Below are 18,827 nucleotides of genomic sequence, written 5' to 3'. Positions count from 1 at the left end.
TCCCCCCCCCCCGCCCCGCCCCCCCCGTCCCCGACGCGGGGCGGGGGGGGGGCCCGCCCGCGGGCGGGGGGGGGGGGGGCGGGGCGGGGGGGGCGCCCCCCGGGCCCCGGGGGGGGGGGGGCCCCGCGACCAGCCCCCACTCACTCGCAGCCGAAAAAAACGGGGGTATGAGGGGCGGAGCCCCCATACCCCCTACGCACGCCTACGCACGCCTACGTCGTACGACGCCTCCGCGCCCCCGGCCTCCGCTCGCTCGGCCGAGTGACCGGATCCCCCGCCTCCGCGGCGGCAGCCCGGCGCCGCAGACCGAAGTCCGCCAACGCCTCGGCCAGCTTGTGCACGGACGGCTCCGGAGCCATGACATCGACCCGCAGCCCGTGTTCCTCCGCCGTCTTGGCGGTGGCCGGACCGATACAGGCGATCACCGTCACGTTGTGCGGCTTGCCCGCGATGCCCACGAGATTGCGTACGGTCGAGGACGACGTGAAGAGCACGGCGTCGAAACCGCCTCCCTTGATCGCCTCCCGCGTGTCCGCCGGCGGCGGCGAGGCCCGTACGGTCCGGTAGGCCGTGACGTCGTCGACCTCCCAGCCCAGGTCGATGAGCCCCGCGACCAGCGTCTCGGTGGCGATGTCGGCCCGCGGCAGGAACACCCGGTCGATCGGGTCGAACACCGGGTCGTACGGCGGCCAGTCCTCCAGAAGACCCGCGGCCGACTGCTCACCGCTCGGCACCAGATCCGGCTTCACGCCGAAGGCGACCAGTGCCTTCGTCGTCTGCTCGCCCACCGCCGCGACCTTGATCCCGGCGAAGGCCCGCGCGTCGAGCCCGTACTCCTCGAACTTCTCCCGCACGGCCTTGACCGCGTTCACGGAGGTGAAGGCGATCCACTCGTAGCGGCCCGTCACCAGGCCCTTGACCGCGCGCTCCATCTGCTGCGGCGTCCGCGGCGGCTCGACGGCGATCGTCGGCACCTCGTGCGGCACGGCTCCGTAGGACCGCAGTTGGTCGGAGAGCGAGGCCGCCTGCTCCTTCGTCCGCGGGACGAGCACCTTCCAGCCGAACAGCGGCTTGGACTCGAACCACGAGAGCTGCTCACGCTGAGCCGCGGCGGAACGCTCACCGACCACGGCTATCACCGGGCGCCCACCGTCCGGGGACGGCAGCACCTTCGCCTGCTTCAGGGTCTGGGCGATCGTCCCGAGCGTGGCCGACCAGGTCCGCTGACGCGTCGTCGTACCGGCGATCGTCACCGTCATCGGCGTGTCCGGCTTGCGACCCGCCGCGACCAGCTCGCCCGCGGCGGCGGCCACGGAGTCCAGGGTCGACGAGACGACGACCGTCCCGTCCGACGCCCCGACCTCGGCCCAGCACCGGTCGGACGCCGTACGCCCGTCGACGAACCGCACGTCGGCACCCTGCGCGTCGCGCAGCGGCACACCGGCGTACGCGGGCACGCCCACGGCCGCGGCGACACCCGGCACGACCTCGAACGGCACGCCCGCGGCGGCGCAGGCCAGCATCTCCTCGGCGGCGTACGTGTCGAGCCCGGGGTCACCGGACACCGCACGCACGACCCGCTTGCCGCCCCGCGCGGCCTCCATGACAAGATTGGCAGCGTCCCTCAACGCGGGGTCACCAGCGGTCGTTGACACGGCGTCAACAACCGCTAGTTGAGGCGTGCCTGTGCCCGGATACGTACGGGAAGACGTGCCCAAAGGCGTCCCCCCGTCCGCATTCGTACTCAGTACGGCGACGCCTTGTCTGGCATGGACGCGGACCATGTCGAGTACCTCGTACTCGGCGACGAGAACATCCGCGTTCGCCAGCGCCTCGACGGCGCGCAGTGTCAGTAGTCCCGGATCTCCGGGTCCGGCACCGAGGAAGGTGACGTGCCCGTGTTCGGGACCGGCGGGAAGGTTGGTGGGGCTCAATGTGCTCGCTCCCCCATCAGACCGGCCGCGCCCTTGGCAAGCATCTCGGCGGCGAGTTCACGGCCGAGCGCCATTGCTTGGTCATGTGTCTCGGGCACGGGACCGGTGGTGGACAGCTGCACCAGCGTCGTGCCGTCGGTCGTGCCGACGACGCCGCGCAGGCGCATCTCCTTGACAATCTGCCCGTCGGCCAATGGGGTCTCCCCTGCTCGAGCGAAGTCGAGAGCTTGGGGAAGGTCGGCGAGAGCACCCACGGGTGCGCTGCAGCCGGCCTCCAGGGCGGCGAGCAGGGACCGCTCGGCGGTCACGGCGACCCGGGTGAACGGGTCGTCGAGTTCGCCGAGCGCGGCGACGAGATCCGCGTTGTCCGCGGCACACTCGATCGCCAGTGCCCCCTGGCCGGGGGCGGGCAAAACGGTGTCGACGGACAGGAAGTCCGTCACGTCCTCGATCCGGCCGAGGCGGCCCAGCCCGGCTGCGGCGAGCACGACGGCGTCGAGCTCACCGCTGCGTACGTATCCGATCCGCGTGTCGACGTTCCCACGGATCGGGACCGTCTCGATCGTCATCCCGTGGTTACGGGCGTACGCGTTCAGCTGGGCCATCCGGCGGGGCGAACCGGTGCCGACGCGCGCGCCGTCCGGAAGCTCCTCGAAGCGCAGCCCGTCGCGGGCGACGAGCACGTCGCGCGGGTCCTCGCGCAGCGGCACGGCGGCCAGCGCGAGCTCGTCGGGCTGCCCGGTCGGCAGGTCCTTCAGGGAGTGCACGGCGAAGTCGATCTCGCCGAGCAGCAGCGCCTCGCGCAGCGCGGTGACGAAGACGCCCGTGCCGCCGATCTGGGCGAGGTGCTCACGGGAGGTGTCGCCGTACGTCGTGATCTCCACGAGCTCGACGGGCCTGCCGGTCACCTGGCTCACGGCCTGCGCCACCAGCCCGGACTGGGCCATGGCGAGCTTGCTGCGCCTGGTCCCCAGCCTCAGTGCCGCCTTCTCATCTGGTCGCCCTTGGGGCGCTCCAGTCTGCCCCTGCGGCGCACGTGGCTCACGTGGCTCACTCATGCTCGCCCTCGGTTCTTGGCGTTCTCGTTGTTGTTCTCGGCCCGCGAGACGGAGGCGACCGTCTCGGGGTCCAGGTCGAACAGGGTTCGCAGCGCGTCCGCGTACCCGGCTCCACCGGGTTCGGCGGCGAGTTGCTTGACCCGTACGGTCGGCGCGTGCAGCAGCTTGTCGACGACACGCCGCACGGTCTGCGTGATCTCGCCCCGCTCCTTGTCGTCGAGGTCCGGCAGCCGCCCGTCGAGCCGCGCGATCTCACTCGCGACGAGGTCGGCGGCCATGGTGCGCAGCGCCACGACGGTGGGGGTGATGTGGGCGGCCCGCTGGGCGGCGCTGAAGGCGGCCACCTCGTCGGAAACGATCCTCCGCACCTGGTCCACGTCCGCCGCCATCGGCGCGTCCGCGGACGCCTCGGCCAGCGACTCGATGTCGACGAGCCGCACGCCGAGCAGACGGTGCACGGCCGCGTCGATGTCACGGGGCATGGCGAGGTCGAGCAGCGCGAGCACGGGTGCGGGCCGGGGGGCCTCGGCGACCGGCTCGGGCCTGCGGCGCTCGGGCACCCGGCCGACGGTGGCGACGGCCAGGACGAGCGCGGCGATGGCGTCGGCGTCGGCCTCCGGGTCGAGTACGGCCGCCCCGCGCGGGGCACGGGCCGCGACATCGCCCTTGTCCACCCAGGCCGCGTGCTGCTCCAGCTCGGCGGCGGCCATTCCGGCGACGGCGGCCTCGCCGAGCACGGAGAAGCCGGCCGTGCCCTGCACGGCGGACAGGTCGAGCGGACAGTCGTCGTCGCTGCCGACGCTGGTGGGAGCGAGCTGCGCCGGGTCGCCCACGACCGCGGACGACGCCGTGCGAGCGGAGCCTGCACCGCGCACGGCGGGCTTCGCCGCCGGCTCGGCCGCGGCCACGGACTCTCCCGTACGTCCCTCCACGGCCGCCACGACCGACTCGGCCGTCAGGACGAGCCCGGTGGCGCCGGTGCACGAGATGGCGATGTCGGCACGTGTCAGCTCGACCGGCACCGAATCCATCGGTACCGCGCGGGCCAGCACGTCCGTGTCGCCGCCCTCGTTCTCGTTGAGGATCTGGGCGAGCCGCTCCGAGCGTTCCGGCGTGCGGTTGGCGATGACGATCTCGCAGACTCCGGCGCGCGCGAGCGTCGCCGCGGCCAGCGAGGACATCGAGCCCGCGCCGATGACGAGGGCCTTCTTGCCCTTGGCCCAGGCGTCGACGGCAGCGCCGGCCGACAGCTGCTGGAGGCCGAAGGTGACGAGGGACTGCCCGGCGCGGTCGATGCCGGTCTCGGAGTGCGCGCGCTTGCCGACCCGCAGCGACTGCTGGAACAGGTCGTTCAGCAGCCGGCCCGCGGTGTGCAGCTCCTGCGCGGTGGCGAGCGCGTCCTTGATCTGGCCGAGGATCTGGCCCTCGCCCACGACCATCGAGTCGAGCCCGCAGGCCACCGAGAAGAGGTGGTGGACGGCCCGGTCCTCGTAGTGCACGTAGAGGTGGGGGGTGAGCTCGTCGAGGCCGACACCGCTGTGCTGGGCGAGCAGCGTGGACAGCTCGGCGACGCCCGCGTGGAACTTGTCCACGTCGGCGTACAGCTCAATGCGGTTGCAGGTGGCGAGCAGTGTGGCCTCGGCGGCCGGTTCGGCGGCGACCGTGTCCTGCAGCAGCTTGATCTGGGCGTCCGTGTTCAGCGTGGCCCGCTCCAGGACGCTGACCGGGGCGCTGCGGTGGCTCAGCCCGACGACGAGGAGACTCATGCCGGCATCACGGCGGGGACGTCCCCGTCAGGACCTTTGCCGTTGTCCTCCTGGGCGGCCTGGGCCACGGCGGCGGCACCGGCCTGGGCCTCGGCCTCCTCGCCGGCCTTGCGCTGCTCGTGGAAGGCGAGGATCTGCAGCTCGATGGAGAGGTCGACCTTGCGCACGTCGACGCCGTCCGGGACGGACAGGACGGTCGGCGCGAAGTTGAGGATGGAGGTGACTCCGGCGGCGACCAGGCGGTCGCAGACCTGCTGGGCCACGCCCGGAGGGGTGGTGATGACGCCGATGGAGACGCCGTTCTCGTCGATGATCTTCTCGAGGCCGTCGCTGTGCTGCACGGCGATCCCGGCGACCTGCTTTCCGGCCATCTCCGGATCGGCGTCGATCAGCGCGGCGACCCGGAAACCACGGGAGGCGAACCCGCCGTAGTTGGCCAGCGCGGCGCCGAGGTTACCGATACCGACGATCACTACCGGCCAGTCCTGGGTCAGACCCAGCTCACGGGAGATCTGGTACACGAGATACTCGACGTCGTACCCCACACCACGCGTCCCGTAGGAGCCGAGGTAGGAGAAGTCCTTGCGCAGCTTCGCGGAGTTGACCCCCGCCGCGGCCGCGAGCTCCTCGGAGGAGACCGTGGGTACCGAGCGCTCCGACAGTGCGGTGAGGGCTCGGAGGTACAGCGGAAGCCGGGCGACGGTGGCCTCGGGAATCCCTCGGCTGCGGGTCGCCGGTCGGTGAGTTCGGCCAGTTGCCACGGTGCTCCTGCGGGTAGCGCGGGGCTGCAGGCGGTCACACGTACCTAGACCGCCCCGTCGAATGCAGGCTATGTCTTTGTGAACGCGTGCACAAAGATGGTGTCCGATTTGCCCGGGCAACGTGACGGGGGTCACGCACTCCCGGCGCACCGGTATGGAACCGGCGCGCGCACCACTTCGTTCCGCTCCTGAAGGGGGCAAAACCGCACACTCTCCTCAACGAATCCCGCCCCCGAGACCAATCGCCGTCGATCCTAGGCGACTTTCCGGACCCGTTGGACTCACCGGTCAGGACGGGGTCCGGACCCGATCACGGCACAATCCGGACGGAACGCCACGCCGCGCCCTGCCCTCCATGGCCGCGCCACACCGGGCCGCTACGGAGCGAGGGCTTTGCGCAGCCGCGCCTCGTCCACACGCCAGAAGGTGTGCTGCGCCCCGTCCACCAGCACCACGGGGATCTGCTCCCAGTAGGCACGGTGAAGCTCTTCATCCTCGGTGATGTCCTTGTGCTCCCAGGGGACCCCGAGATCCCCACACACCTTCTCCACCACTTCTTGTGCGTCATCACACAGATGACAACCAGGCTTCCTGATGAGCGTGACCAGCCGCTCCGAGGGTGCCTTCTGCGTCGTACGGCGCCCACCGCGCCGGAACATGGAACTCATACGGGTCATTCTCCCGTCACCCGCGCGGCCCGGAGATGCCGGTCGGACGACTTCTTTAACGGCTCGGTCGCGGAGAGTTCACAGCCTCGCATCCTCTCGACTCCGGAAGCTCCGAACAAACTGGCTATGCTCACGACATGGCCGCTCTCGGATGGCTCACTCCCCGTAGGCGCTCCGCCACCGCGCGGAGCGTGTTGGCAGGCGAGGCCTCGGCGGAGGCAGCGCGCAAGTCCTCCCAGGAACTGGAGGAACTAGCCCACGACGCCGCGCCCGACGCCGACGCGCCCGACCAGGAACCGGAGTTCCCGGTCCTCGGCGACGAGAAGGCCGCGGCCTTCTTCGACCTCGACAACACCGTGATGCAAGGCGCCGCCCTCTTCCACTTCGGCCGGGGCCTGTACAAACGGAAGTTCTTCGAGACCCGCGACCTCGCCCGATTCGCCTGGCAGCAGGCATGGTTCAGGCTGGCCGGCGTCGAGGACCCGGAACACATGCAGGACGCCCGCGACTCGGCACTCTCGATCGTCAAGGGCCACCGGGTCGCGGAGCTGATGTCGATCGGCGAGGAGATCTACGACGAGTACATGGCCGAGCGCATCTGGCCCGGTACGCGCGCCCTCGCCCAGGCCCACCTGGACGCGGGCCAGAAGGTCTGGCTGGTCACGGCGGCCCCCGTGGAGATCGCCACGGTGATCGCCCGCCGGCTGGGCCTGACCGGTGCGCTGGGCACGGTCGCGGAGTCGGTGGACGGCGTCTACACGGGCAAGCTGGTGGGCGAGCCCCTGCACGGCCCGGCGAAGGCGGAGGCGGTCCGCGCGCTGGCCACCGCCGAGGGCCTGGACCTGTCCCGCTGCGCCGCCTACAGCGACTCCCACAACGACATCCCCATGCTGTCGCTGGTCGGCCACCCCTACGCGATCAACCCGGACACGAAACTCCGCAAGCACGCTCGTACGTTCGAGTGGCGTCTGCGCGACTACCGCACGGCCCGCAAGGCCGCGAAGGTCGGCATCCCCGCCGCGGCCGGAGTCGGCGCCGTGGCCGGCGGCACAGCCGCCGCCATCGCCCTCCACCGCCGCCGCCGCTGACTCCCGCGGCGACGCCCCGGCTCCCCCGCCCGCCCGACGCTCTTCGGCCGTCGGCCGGTGGGGGCTGGGGCGCAGCCCCGCCCCCAGGGGCGCGGGGAACTGCGCGCCAAGCCCCCACCCACCCGCGGCCAACAAGCCCACCCGGGGCTCTGGGGGCGCAGCCCCCAGGGATGGGACGGGCAGGGGCGGCGGGGGCGAGAAAAGCAGCCCAGGACACCCCACCGGAAGCCGGCCAATCCCCTGTCCTACCCCCGTGACCCCGCACCCAGTCACGCCACCCCCCACACGGCCACAACACGCCCCGCACCCAGACGGAACCCGAACCCATCCGATCAACAACCGGTCACTGTCCGGCACTTGATCAGGCGTCAATCGGTTACAGAAGCGACGTAATCGATGATTTGAGCAACTCGGTGTAGCGCTGCCTGTACGAAGCGTTATTCTCCTCAGACGCAAACCGGTACCCCTCCGTCGCTACGACGGGTGAATGGTCCCGCACTGCACGTGATGGAAGCTCTGCCTCTGGGAGTCCCGTGTACTCACACGTCGGGGTTGACGCCTCGGGCCTGGCTACGCTGCGCGCAACGGTCCTGGACCGCTTGCGCGGCTTCGTCCCCACCGCGTACGCCGTCCCCGCCCTCGCCGCCGTCCCCGCGCCCCTCGGCCCTTGCTACGCCCTGGCCGAGGGCAGCGCGGCGGTCGGCAGACGAGGCCGCTCGGGCTCGGCCGCCACGCCCACCGCACGCCGCCCGGCCGCAGACAGCGACAGCGCCCGGATGATGGATCTGGTCGAGCGCGCCCAGGCCGGCGAGGCCGACGCCTTCGGCCGCCTCTACGACCAGTACAGCGACACCGTGTACCGCTACATCTACTACCGCGTCGGCGGCAAGGCGACCGCCGAGGACCTCACCAGTGAGACGTTCCTGCGCGCCCTGCGCCGCATCGGAACGTTCACCTGGCAGGGCCGCGACTTCGGCGCCTGGCTGGTCACCATCGCCCGCAACCTGGTCGCGGACCACTTCAAATCGAGCCGATTCCGACTCGAAGTGACCACCGGCGAAATGCTCGACGCGAACGAGGTCGAGCGAAGCCCCGAGGACTCCGTCCTGGAGTCACTGTCGAACGCGGCCCTGCTCGACGCCGTACGACGGCTCAACCCCCAGCAGCAGGAGTGCGTCACCCTGCGCTTCCTGCAAGGGCTCTCGGTCGCCGAGACCGCCCGGGTGATGGGCAAGAACGAGGGCGCGATCAAAACCCTCCAGTACCGAGCCGTCCGCACCCTGGCACGGCTCCTCCCGGACGACGCCCGCTGAAACCCGTACGAACACCGGCCCGTACGAACGCCCCCGCGATCCCACACACTCAGCGACGCTCAACTCACCTTCCGTGAAAGTCCGTTGACTTCACGGTCCGATCATCCGTCGTCCGTAACCCAAGTGCCGCGACGCTCGTTGTGCGGGATACAGGCTCCCTGTGGTCACGACCCGGCCATCGCCGATCACTCGATCGTGTGGATGCGCTCGGGGCGTGCAACCCTCAGGACCCCCTGGGGAGTCGACCGTCTTGACGAGAGGAGGTGCCGCCAGTGATCGCGAACGTATCGGCACACCGGCGGGCGAACGCCTTCGCCCAGGCCCTGGAGGAGCAGTCCGACCAGGGCACGGCGGCCGAGCAGCCCGATGGATCGGCACCGTCCCAGGCTGCGTCGGAACAGACCGAGCAGGGCCTGCTGTTGGCCCTCGCCACCGGTCTCGGCGAGCTGCCCAAACCGGAGCTGGACCCCGAGGTCAAGGTCGTGCAGCGAGCACAGCTCGTGGCAGCGATGGAGGCCATGCTGCTGGAAGGCACCGCCGCGGGGGGCGAAGGCCCGGACCGTTCCGTGCCCGAGCAGCGCTCGCACCGGGCACGGGGCGCACACCGGGCGACCGGATTGGGGAAGCTGCGACCGCGTTCGCGTTTGTCCAAGGGCCTGGCCGCGGGCGGGCTCACCGTGGGCGTGGCCGCGGGAGCCTTCGGCGGCGTGGCAGCCGCCAGCTCCGACGCCCTGCCCGGCGACTCGCTCTACGGGCTCAAACGAGGCATGGAGGACATCAAACTCGGCCTGGCCCACGGCGACAGCGACCGCGGCGAGCTCTACCTCGACCAGGCGTCCACACGCCTGAGCGAGGCACGCCGGCTGATGGAGCGCGGCCGCTCGGGCGACCTCGACCACGAGTCCCTGGGCGAGATCCGCCGCGCCCTGTCGGGCATGCAGCACGACGCCTCCGAGGGCCACCGCCTGCTGTACGAGGCATACGAGCGGGACGGTTCACTGGGCCCCATCCAGGCCCTGTCCGCCTTCGCCCAGTCGCACCGCGAGGCCTGGGGCGCACTGCGCGACCGGCTGCCCGTCCAGCTCGGCGACGTCAGTCAGCAGGTCTCGTCGGTGTTCGCCGCCATAGACGAAGAGGTCGACCCGCTGCTCCCGGGAGCTCCGGCGAAGGAGGGCACGGGCCGTCACCGGGGTGCCAGTTCGGACGCCCCCGGCTCGTCGTCCGGTACGGGCCGTCCGGCGCCCAGCGCCAGCAGCGGCTCCACCACCGGCAGCCACAGCAGCGGCAAGCCGAATCCGTCCAGCTCCAGCAGCACCGGCGAGGGCCTGCTCGGCGGCACCACGGGCGGTCTCCTGGACCCGCCCAAGGACACCACCAGCTCGTCCCCGTCGGCCGGCAAGTCCAGCCCGACGAGCGGCGCGCCGGACGTCACCCTGCCCCCGCTGCTGCCCGGTCTCCTGCCGGGCCTGGGCATCGACAGCGAGGACAGCAGGTAATTCCGCGCTACGTAGCTGGGGGCGCCCTTCTCAGGAAGGGCGCCCCCAGCCACGTACGTCCATCGCCGACGGAATGTCCGGCGGAACATCCGTCAGAAGAAGACCGACCGGCGCTGCACCAGCAGCTTGTACAGCGTGTGCTGGATCTGCTCCCTGACCTGGTCCGTCAGGTTGAACATCAGCATGGGGTCCTCGGCGGCCTCCGGCGGATAGCCGTCCGTGGGGATCGGCTCGCCGAACTGGATCGTCCACTTCGTGGGAAGCGGGACGGCACCCAGCGGACCCAGCCACGGGAAGGTCGGCGTGATCGGGAAGTACGGGAAACCCAGCAGCCGCGCCAACGTCTTCGCGTTGCCGATCATCGGGTAGATCTCCTCCGCGCCGACGATCGAGCACGGAATGATCGGGGCGCCCTGCCGCAGAGCCGTCGACACGAACCCGCCCCGGCCGAAGCGCTGAAGCTTGTAGCGCTCGCCGAACGGCTTGCCGATGCCCTTGAAACCCTCCGGCATCACACCGACCAGCTCGCCGCGCTCCAGGAGCCGTTCGGCGTCCTCGGCGCACGCCAGGGTGTGCCCGGCCTTGCGGGCCAGCTCGTTGACCACCGGCAGCATGAAGACCAAGTCGGCCGCGAGAAGGCGCAGATGGCGGCTCTCGGGGTGGTTGTCGTGGACGGCGACCTGCATCATCAGGCCGTCCAGCGGGAGGGTGCCCGAGTGGTTGGCGACGATCAGCGCGCCGCCGTCGGTCGGGATGTTCTCGATGCCCTTCACCTCGACCCGGAAGTACTTCTCGTACAGCGGCCGGATCAGGGACATCAGGACCTGCTCGGTGAGCTCCTGGTCGTACCCGAAGTCGTCGATCTCGTAGTCACCGGTGAGGCGCCGGCGCAGAAAGGCGAGGCCACCGGCGACACGCCGTTCCAGCCCGCCGCTCACCCGCGCCTGTGATGTCGACGGCGCGTTGTCCGGCGTCGACGGCTGAGGCGGCTGTTCCTCACGCGTCACAGGAACATCATCCTGCGGGAAGGTCCGGCCGGGCAGGGGCTGGACCTCACGTACCACCACGGGATCGCCCTTGCGCCGGCTCCCCGCGGCCCGCCGCCGCGGCGGGCGCTGCACAGCACCCCCGCGCGACCGGTCGTCGTCGAACGGAATGACCTTGGCGTCCGCCATCGTCGATGCGCTCCTCAGTTGGCGCTCAGTGTCGGGGGGTGGCCGCCGCCCACGTAACGCAGCGCGGCGATCCGGTCGACGGCCCCGGCGAGGGCCTCGGGGGGCAGGAGTCCGGGCCCCCGGCTGCGTGCGAAGTCCGCGAAGGTCTCCGCGGTCGAGTATCTCGGTTTGTAGCCCAGCGTCTCGCGCATCTGGTTCGTCGACACGACCCTGCCGTGGGTGAGCAGCCGCAGCTGCTCCGGCGAGAAGTCCGTCACGCCCAGGGTACGCACCGCGGTTCCCGCCCAGCTGAGCGCCGGCAGCAGCAGAGGCACCGTGGGGCGGCCCAGGCGTCGAGCGCACTGCGAGAGCAACAGGACGCCGTCTCCGGCGATGTTGAAGGTGCCGCTGTTGAGCGTGCCGCGCTGTGGATCGTGCGAGGCGAGCCGCAGGACCTCGATCACGTCGTCCTCGTGCACGAACTGCAGGCGCGGGTCGTAGCCGAAGACGGTCGGCAGCACCGGCAGCGCGAAGTACGAGGCGAGCGGCGAGTCGGCGCTCGGCCCGAGGATGTTCGCGAACCGCAGCACACACACGGCGACGTCGGGCCGCCGCCGCGCGAAGCCACGCACATACCCCTCGACCTCCACCGTGTCCTTCGCGAAGCCGCCGCTGGGCAGCGACTTGGGCGGGGTGGTCTCGGTGAACACGGCCGGATCTCGCGGCGCGGATCCGTAGACGTTCGTACTGGACTTCACGACGAGCCGCTTGACCGACGGGGACTTCTGGCAGGCGCCCAGCACCTGCATCGTGCCGATGACGTTGGTCTCCTTGACCGTCGTCCGGCTGCCGCCGCCCAGCGCGATGCCCGTCACGTCCATGTGGACGACCGTGTCGACGGAGTGCTCGGCGAGCACGCGGGCGATCGTGGGCTGGCGGATGTCGGCCTGGACGAACTCGGCCTCGCCCAGATGATGCTCGGGCAGCACCGCGTCCACGGCGATCACCCGGTCCACCTGAGGGTCACGCTGGATCCGTCGTACGAACCGGCCGCCCAGCTGACGGGCCACTCCGGTGACGAGCACGACCTTCCCCAAGATCAGCGCCTCTCTTCCCGTTCTGGACGTGAGCCGACGTAGCTCTGCTCGTACCCTGCCGTGTTCCCCGTGTGCCGCCAACCTAGCGGGTTGATGTTGCGCTGTGATGACCACCCGATGCACGAAGTGACGACAGCCACGAACATACGATCAGACCAAGCCACACGGCACATGGGCGTATGCACAGCATCGCCCTCCAGGGCCCCCGTGCAGGAGACGCGCGCCGCTCCCCACGGAAAGTACCCGCTCTGGGCGAAAGCCGCCCCGACGGCGGAGGCCGGTACGCCGAGAGCCTGGCCGGAAAACGGCTATGGCCCCCCACCGGCCGGTGGGGGGCCACAGAGCGCGCCGTTCGCAGCGCTCGCGCAAGCGTAAGGACGAGCCCCGGCGATGCGGGGCACGGTCTTACTTCTTGTTGCGACGCTGAACGCGAGTGCGCTTGAGCAGCTTGCGGTGCTTCTTCTTGGCCATCCGCTTGCGCCGCTTCTTGATAACAGAGCCCACGACTACCCTCGCTCACTTCTCTTTACTCGGTGCTGGGCTGCATGGGCCCACACGACCTATGAGGGGCCAGCCTACCCGTCCGAGCGCTGAGGTCGTAATCGAGGGGATCCGAGTGGATTCCCGAGGTGACCACAAGGGCCTCTCGGGAACCCCTCGAAGCAACCGTCAGGCTGTCTCCACCCCCACATAGCTCTCGCGGAGGTACTCGTGAACCGCTTGCTCCGGCACCCGGAAGGACCTCCCCACCCGGATCGCCGGCAGATGACCGCTGTGCACCAAGCGGTACACGGTCATCTTCGACACTCGCATCACCGAGGCGACTTCCGCCACGGTAAGGAACTGAACCTCGTTCAGAGGCCTCTCGCCAGCTGCAGCCATGACACACCTGAACCTTCCGCACTCGACGGCCACCGGCTTCCCCTTCCGGTGACTCTTCGTCGTTGCGTGCTCACTCCCCAATGTAGGGGCGGGTGATGCGAGTGGGGAAGAGGAGATGGCATCGGCCGCCTACTGTGACAGACACGCTCGATTGAGTACATAGCGAGTAAGCGGTCGGTAGTAATCAGACCGCACAGCGTCATCAAGCGGAACGACGACGGACACCCGCCCCTCTGCCTCTCCGACGAAGAGCGCAGGATCGTCCGTATCGGCAAGACCCATGGCCTCGAACCCCAGCTGACCTGCTCCGCAGACCCAGCCGTGGTCCCCGACGACGAGCTCCGGGAGCGGTCCGCCACCCTCCGCGGCGGCCGCCAGAACGGTCCGAACCGGCAGCGGTGAGTGGGTATGTGCGCCGGTCGCACCACCGGGGGCTTGCGCCCGGGGTTCGCGTACCAGCGCGACACCTTGTACGTAGTCAAGGTTGTACGTGCGTAGGCCGAACCGGGTCGTTATGTCGACAGAGCTACCCTGCGCGGGGGTGAGGACGGTACATCCCGCCGCCGACAGGGCGTCCGCAAGGGCGGCGTAGAAACCGAGCAGACGGTGCGGGTGACCGGTCCCGAGGAGTACCGGCTCGCGCCTGCGGGCCGCCGTTTCGAGTCGCGCCGCGAAGGAATCGAGCGCGACCAGAGTCCGCTCAGGGTCGATCACATCATGCCCACTCGTGTACGCCGGATCGGCCGAAACTCCACACTTGTCGGCCATCAACTCGATCAGATCTCGCGGCTCCCACGTCCACTCGGGATCGAGCCCGAGCAGTACCCGGGGATCGCGGGCCGCGAAGAGCCGATAACTCCGCAGACTCTCCTCACGCGAGGTGGCAACGGGCCCGGCCAACCGGGCCGCCAGCAGGTGCGCACGTAATGCTCCGGTGCTCAACACGACAGCGATGCTGACGCACATGCTCCCCCTTCACCCCGAATTTCCCGAAAACGCCCCACAGTTGGCGTAATGCACACTCTGCCCCCCGCCTATCCCCCGACAGCCCCCCAGGCGCAGCCCCAGACGGGCCACTGGAACACGCCCTCGGCGGGGCTCGGGGGTGCGGGGTCCCGTCAGGGGTGCGGGGGTGCAGCCCGCCGGGGGTGCGGGGGCGGAGCCCCGTCGGGGGTGCGGGGGTGCAGCCCCGCCGGGGGTGCGGGGGCGGAGCCCCGCCGGGGGTGCGGGGGCGGAGCCCCGTCGGGGGTGCGGGGGCGGAGCCCCGTCGGGGGTGCGGGGGCGCAGCCCGTCGGGGGTGCGGGGGCGCAGCCCGCCGGGGGTGCGGGGGCGGAGCCCCGCCGGGGGTGCGGGGGCGGAGCCCCGTCGGGGGTGCGGGGGCGCAGCCCCGCCAGGGATCCGGGGCGCAGCCCCGGCGGGGGCGCGGGGGCGCTGCCCCGCCAGGCACTCGGGGGTGCAGGGGCGCAGCCCCGGCGGGGGCGAAGGGGCGGAGCTCCTGGGGATGGGTCGGGTAGGGGCGGCGGGGGCGAAGAAAGGTCAGGGCAGGAGGCCCCGTAGGGGGAACACCGCGCGGCGCGTCGCAACGATCGCCTGGTCGAGGCGGTCGGCCGGGTCGTACCCGGACTCCCACCCCTGCCAGGACACGGGCCACCGCCCGTCCGTCATCCGCACGGGCGCCAACTGCCGCGTACGAGCGAAGACCTCCTGCCGCCAGCTCTCGGGAATCACCGTCTCGGGATCGATGGGCCGCCCCGCCGCGACGGCGACCAGATGCGTCCACGACCGCGGCACGACGTCCACGACCGCGTACCCGCCCCCGCCCAACGCGACCCACCGCCCGTCGGCGTACTCGTGCGCCAGGTCGTGACAGGCGACCTGCACGGCCCGCTGCGCGTCGAGCGAGACGGCGAGATGAGCGAGCGGGTCCTCGAAGTGGGTGTCGGCACCATGCTGGGTGACAAGCACCTGCGGCCGAAACTCGGCGACGAGCTCAGGCACCACGGAGTGGAACGCCCGCAGCCACCCCGCGTCCCCGGTCCCGGCCGGCAGCGCGACATTGACGGCGGAGCCCTCCGCCGAGGAGGCGCCCGTCTCCTCCGGCCACCCGGTCTGCGGAAACAGAGTCCGCGGATGCTCGTGCAGCGAGATCGTCAGAACCCGGGGGTCCTCCCAGAACGCCGTCTGCACCCCGTCCCCGTGGTGCACATCGACATCCACGTACGCGACCCGCTCGGCCCCCAGCTCCAGCAGCCGCGCGATCGCGAGCGAGGCGTCGTTGTAGATGCAGAACCCCGACGCCCCACCCGGCATCGCATGGTGCAGCCCACCCGCGAAGTTCACCGCGTGCAGCGCGTCCCCGTGCCACACCGCCTCCGCCGCCCCGACCGACTGCCCGGCGATCATCGCCGACACCTCGTGCATTCCCGCGAAGGCGGGATCGTCCATGGTCCCGAGCCCGTACGAGGCGTCCGCGGCCCCCGGATCCACCGACGCGGCCTTGACCGCCTCGACATAGTCCTCACGATGCACGAGCCGCAACGTCGACTCCCCGGCCGGCTTCGCCGCGACGACATCCACCTCCCGGTCGAGCCCGAAGGCACCGACCAGTCGCCGGGTCAGCGCCAGTCGGACCGGATCCATCGGATGGTCCGGGCCGAAGTCATAGCCCGTTACTGCCTCGTCCCACATCAGCTGTGCGCGGCCGCTCATGTCCGTCACCGTATCGGTCCGGTTCAGGCGCGAACGAGCGGGCGTACCCCAAGGTCGCCAGGACCAACACCATCGGAACAAGCATGGCGCCCCGGTAGTTCCAGGCGTCGCCCAACGCCCCCACCAACGGCGAACCGATCAAGAACCCGACGTAATTGAAGATGTTCAGCCGTGCGATGGCAGCATCCGAAGCCCCGGGAAACAACCGTCCGGCCGCCGCGAACGTCTGCGGCACCAGCACACACAACCCCAGCCCGAGCAACGTGAACCCGAGCATCCCGACCCACGCCCCCGGCGCCACCGCCACCACCGCGAACCCCAGCGCCGCCACGACCGCCCCCAGCCGTACGACGGCCACCGCCCCGAACCGCCGCACCCCGAAGTCCCCGACGGCCCGTCCCACCAGCGTCATCACCATGTAGACGTTGTAGGGAACGGTCGCCAACTGCTCCGAACTGCCCAGCACATCCTGCAGATACTTCGCACTCCAGTTTGAAACCGTCGAGTCCCCGATGTACGCGAACGTCATCACCAGACACAGCGGCAACAGCAGCCTGAAGACCAGGGCCCCGCTCTCCCCCTGCCCTTTCCCGGCCACGGCATCGACACCGCCATCGGTATCGGTATCGGCATCGACATCGACCCCGACCTCAAGACCAGAGGCGGCGCCCCCGTCGACGTACCACCGACTCCCCACGAACGCCGCCGGCAGCAGCACGAGCACCACCGGCAGATAGGACACGAAGAGCGAGAGATGCCAGTGCGCCCCCACCCACGCGAGCGAGGCGCCCACGATCCCGCCCAGGCTGTACGTGGCGTGGAAACCGAGCATGATGCTGCGCCCGTACGTCCGCTGGAGGCTCACCCCGAGCATGTTCATGGACGCATCGAGCGCGCCGACCGCGAGCCCGAAGGCGCCGAGCGCGACCGCCAGTTCGACCAGCCGGTCCCCCGACCCGACCCCGAGCAGCGCCAGGAGCACAACGGGCTGGGACCAGCGCAGCAGCCGACTGGGCCGTATTCGCTTCACCAGCTGCTCGGTCGTCACGCTGCCGACCCCGGCGAGGATCGGCACGGCGGCCAGGAACGCGGGCAGCAGCGCGTCGGAGACGCCGTACCGGTCCTGGATGGCCGGAATGCGCGTCACGAGCAGAGCGAAGGTGGCGCCCTGAGCGAAGAAGCTGAACGCCAAAGAGGCCCTACCGCGCCGCAGCACATCTGTCATGGCGGCGAGCGTAGGGCCCTGGCTTACCGGTGGGTAGATCCCACCGAAGATGAATTTTGCTCAACTCTTCGGCTGGATGGTCCCGGCGACCTCGTTCTCCAGCAGCTTCTCCATCGGAACGACCGCCAGCCGCCCACTGACCAGGATGGCCACCGCGATCGCACCGACCATCACGACCGTGCCCAGCCAGACCATCGTGTCGACCGGCAGGGTGTACGCGCCCACGACCCTCGCGACGCACTCCGCGAGCAGCACCACGCCCCAGACCAGGGAGAAGGTCCGCTCGGCCTTCCGGAACCGCTCGGAGCCGGCCGCCAGCCGGTCCCACGCGGCGTTCTTGGCCGCGTCGCCCTTGATGAGGAACGGCTTCATGCCCGCCGTCATCATCGGCCTGCCGAGCTTCACGGAGACCAGGATGCCGATGCCGATCGCGCTGCTGACCCCGCTGTCCTTGGCCAGCATCAGCCGCGGGTCACCGGCGACGAGACTGAGGGCCAGCCCGACGACGTTGACGAACAGGATCAGCCCGGCCAGGGCGTTGGCCTTGCGCTCCTTCAGCGCGCCCCACACGGTCCGCACCGCCGGCACCACACTGCTCCAGCCGAGGGCCGCCATGGTGCTCATGCCGAACCCGTTCTTGAGGAGGTAGTACGACCCGACGGGCACCGCCACGTCGAGGATCAGCGGCAGGAAGCTGGGCCTGGCGGCGGCATCGGCGCTCGTGGCGGCCGGCGCCTCGACCCTGGTCGCTCCCGTGCTGGTCTCGATGGCCGTGATGCTCATGATCGGGTCCCTCCGTCGTCGCTGTGTACGTCCCGTTCCGATGTACTCAGCTTCGCGGTCGGACCCCACTCGCCAACAGAAACGATCGTCCGGAGCTCGGCGTGACAAATGTCAGTGCCGCGCGATGGGTGCCGTCATACGAGCAGGTCAGCCAACTCGCCCAGCTCGGAAAAGAATTGAGTGGCACCGGTGAGCTTGGCGGCCGGCGTCATCGCCGTGAACCCGTACACGTCCATCCCCGCGGCGTTCGCCGCCCGCACCCCGAGCGGACTGTCCTCCACGACGACACACCGCTCCGGCGCCACCCCCATCCGCTCCGCCGCGTAAAGGAACAGATCGGGGGCCGGCTTGCCCCGCCCCACATCCTGCGAACTGAAGACACGCCCCTCGTCGAACCATCGGTCGAGCCCGGTCTTCCGATGCCCCACCCGGATCCGCTCATGGCTCCCGGAGGAGGCCACGCAGTACGGGACCTCGTCCGCGGCCAGCTTCTCCAGCAACTGCACGGCACCGGGAACGGGTTGCAGCTCCCGCTCGAAGGCGGCGAACACCCGCCCGTGAAAGACGTCGTCGAAGTCCTCCGGCAGCCGCTGCCCACTCCGCTCCTGGACGAGCTCGTGGATGCGGTGCATGGCAGACCCCATGTAGTCCCGGATGGACTCCTCGTACGAGGTCGGGTGCCCGAGTTCGGTGAGATAGGCGGCCAGGATCGTGTTGGAGATCGGCTCACTGTCCACGAGGACGCCGTCATTGTCGAAGATCACCAAGTCATAGCGCATGACAAAACATTAGACCCCCGAACGCAGAAAACCCCCGTACCGATTTCCCGGTACGGGGGTTCTCCCTACAATTAGTTCGGCGGCGTCCTACTCTCCCACAGGGTCCCCCCTGCA

17 protein-coding genes are annotated in these 18,827 nt (G+C 70.4%); 3 read left to right on the top strand and 14 right to left on the bottom strand.

What is annotated here, in order from left to right; all coding sequences use genetic code 11:
• Positions 1-212: 212 nt before the first annotated feature.
• The 5 genes from ACIRA5_RS52870 to ACIRA5_RS52850 all read right to left on the bottom strand — a co-directional run bounded on the left by ACIRA5_RS52870 (position 213) and on the right by ACIRA5_RS52850 (position 6,196).
• Positions 213-1,934, bottom strand: coding sequence for a uroporphyrinogen-III synthase (locus tag ACIRA5_RS52870; protein WP_403705658.1), 1,722 nt, complete (start codon positions 1,932-1,934; stop codon positions 213-215).
• Positions 1,931-2,992 (bottom strand): hydroxymethylbilane synthase, encoded by a 1,062-nt coding sequence (hemC, locus tag ACIRA5_RS52865; protein ID WP_403705655.1) that lies wholly within the window; start codon positions 2,990-2,992, stop codon positions 1,931-1,933. The genes ACIRA5_RS52870 and hemC overlap by 4 nt, the downstream gene beginning before the upstream one ends.
• Positions 2,989-4,758, bottom strand: a complete 1,770-nt coding sequence (locus tag ACIRA5_RS52860) for a glutamyl-tRNA reductase (protein WP_403705652.1) — start codon at positions 4,756-4,758, stop codon at positions 2,989-2,991. Before ACIRA5_RS52860 ends, hemC begins: the two co-directional genes overlap by 4 nt.
• Positions 4,755-5,519 (bottom strand): redox-sensing transcriptional repressor Rex, encoded by a 765-nt coding sequence (locus tag ACIRA5_RS52855; protein ID WP_054228018.1) that lies wholly within the window; start codon positions 5,517-5,519, stop codon positions 4,755-4,757. The genes ACIRA5_RS52860 and ACIRA5_RS52855 overlap by 4 nt, the downstream gene beginning before the upstream one ends.
• 377 nt (positions 5,520-5,896) lie before the next feature.
• Positions 5,897-6,196: a glutaredoxin family protein gene (locus ACIRA5_RS52850; protein ID WP_075033738.1), complete on the bottom strand. Its 300-nt coding sequence runs from the start codon at positions 6,194-6,196 to the stop codon at positions 5,897-5,899.
• A 128-nt stretch (positions 6,197-6,324) separates the two neighbouring features.
• On the opposite strand from ACIRA5_RS52850, the gene ACIRA5_RS52845 reads away from it, so the two are divergent.
• The 3 genes from ACIRA5_RS52845 (at position 6,325) to ACIRA5_RS52835 (ending at position 10,084) form a co-directional block, all read left to right on the top strand.
• Positions 6,325-7,275: an HAD family hydrolase gene (locus ACIRA5_RS52845; protein ID WP_403705648.1), complete on the top strand. Its 951-nt coding sequence runs from the start codon at positions 6,325-6,327 to the stop codon at positions 7,273-7,275.
• A 533-nt stretch (positions 7,276-7,808) separates the two neighbouring features.
• The gene (locus ACIRA5_RS52840) at positions 7,809-8,588 is read left to right on the top strand and encodes an ECF subfamily RNA polymerase sigma factor, BldN family (RefSeq protein WP_054230018.1); all 780 of its coding nucleotides are present in this window, start codon (positions 7,809-7,811) and stop codon (positions 8,586-8,588) included.
• A 272-nt stretch (positions 8,589-8,860) separates the two neighbouring features.
• Complete coding sequence (locus tag ACIRA5_RS52835) at positions 8,861-10,084, top strand: DUF5667 domain-containing protein (RefSeq protein ID WP_403705644.1); 1,224 nt, start codon at positions 8,861-8,863, stop codon at positions 10,082-10,084.
• A 92-nt stretch (positions 10,085-10,176) separates the two neighbouring features.
• Here the strand turns inward: ACIRA5_RS52835 and ACIRA5_RS52830 are convergent, their stop codons facing one another.
• The 9 genes from ACIRA5_RS52830 to ACIRA5_RS52790 all read right to left on the bottom strand — a co-directional run bounded on the left by ACIRA5_RS52830 (position 10,177) and on the right by ACIRA5_RS52790 (position 18,713).
• Complete coding sequence (locus ACIRA5_RS52830; protein WP_403705642.1) at positions 10,177-11,259, bottom strand: lysophospholipid acyltransferase family protein; 1,083 nt, start codon at positions 11,257-11,259, stop codon at positions 10,177-10,179.
• Positions 11,260-11,273: 14 nt separating this feature from the next.
• Positions 11,274-12,335 (bottom strand): NAD-dependent epimerase/dehydratase family protein, encoded by a 1,062-nt coding sequence (locus ACIRA5_RS52825; RefSeq protein WP_352046261.1) that lies wholly within the window; start codon positions 12,333-12,335, stop codon positions 11,274-11,276.
• A 405-nt stretch (positions 12,336-12,740) separates the two neighbouring features.
• On the bottom strand, positions 12,741-12,839 hold the full coding sequence (locus tag ACIRA5_RS52820; protein WP_003948845.1) for a 30S ribosomal protein bS22: 99 nt from the start codon (positions 12,837-12,839) through the stop codon (positions 12,741-12,743).
• 165 nt (positions 12,840-13,004) lie between these two features.
• Positions 13,005-13,217 (bottom strand): helix-turn-helix domain-containing protein, encoded by a 213-nt coding sequence (locus ACIRA5_RS52815; protein WP_004984898.1) that lies wholly within the window; start codon positions 13,215-13,217, stop codon positions 13,005-13,007.
• Between the two features lie 129 nt (positions 13,218-13,346).
• Entirely contained in the window at positions 13,347-14,162 is an 816-nt protein-coding gene (locus ACIRA5_RS52810) for a phosphatase (protein WP_403705660.1), read from the bottom strand.
• A gap of 591 nt (positions 14,163-14,753) precedes the next feature.
• Positions 14,754-15,926, bottom strand: coding sequence for an acetoin utilization protein AcuC (locus ACIRA5_RS52805; protein ID WP_352046260.1), 1,173 nt, complete (start codon positions 15,924-15,926; stop codon positions 14,754-14,756).
• Positions 15,877-17,151: an MFS transporter gene (locus tag ACIRA5_RS52800; protein WP_403705638.1), complete on the bottom strand. Its 1,275-nt coding sequence runs from the start codon at positions 17,149-17,151 to the stop codon at positions 15,877-15,879. The genes ACIRA5_RS52805 and ACIRA5_RS52800 overlap by 50 nt, the downstream gene beginning before the upstream one ends.
• Before the next feature lie 60 nt (positions 17,152-17,211).
• Complete coding sequence (locus ACIRA5_RS52795) at positions 17,212-17,934, bottom strand: VC0807 family protein (RefSeq protein ID WP_403705635.1); 723 nt, start codon at positions 17,932-17,934, stop codon at positions 17,212-17,214.
• 134 nt (positions 17,935-18,068) lie between these two features.
• A complete protein-coding gene (locus ACIRA5_RS52790) occupies positions 18,069-18,713 on the bottom strand; it encodes an HAD family hydrolase (RefSeq protein WP_403705632.1) in 645 nt (214 codons plus the stop codon).
• Positions 18,714-18,827 lie beyond the last annotated feature (114 nt).

The sequence above is a fragment of the Streptomyces sp. NPDC096311 genome, assembly GCF_044763085.1.
GTDB lineage: Bacteria > Actinomycetota > Actinomycetes > Streptomycetales > Streptomycetaceae > Streptomyces.
Note: the sequence above shows the minus strand (reverse complement) of the source record. Positions and strands in the feature narration are given on the sequence as shown.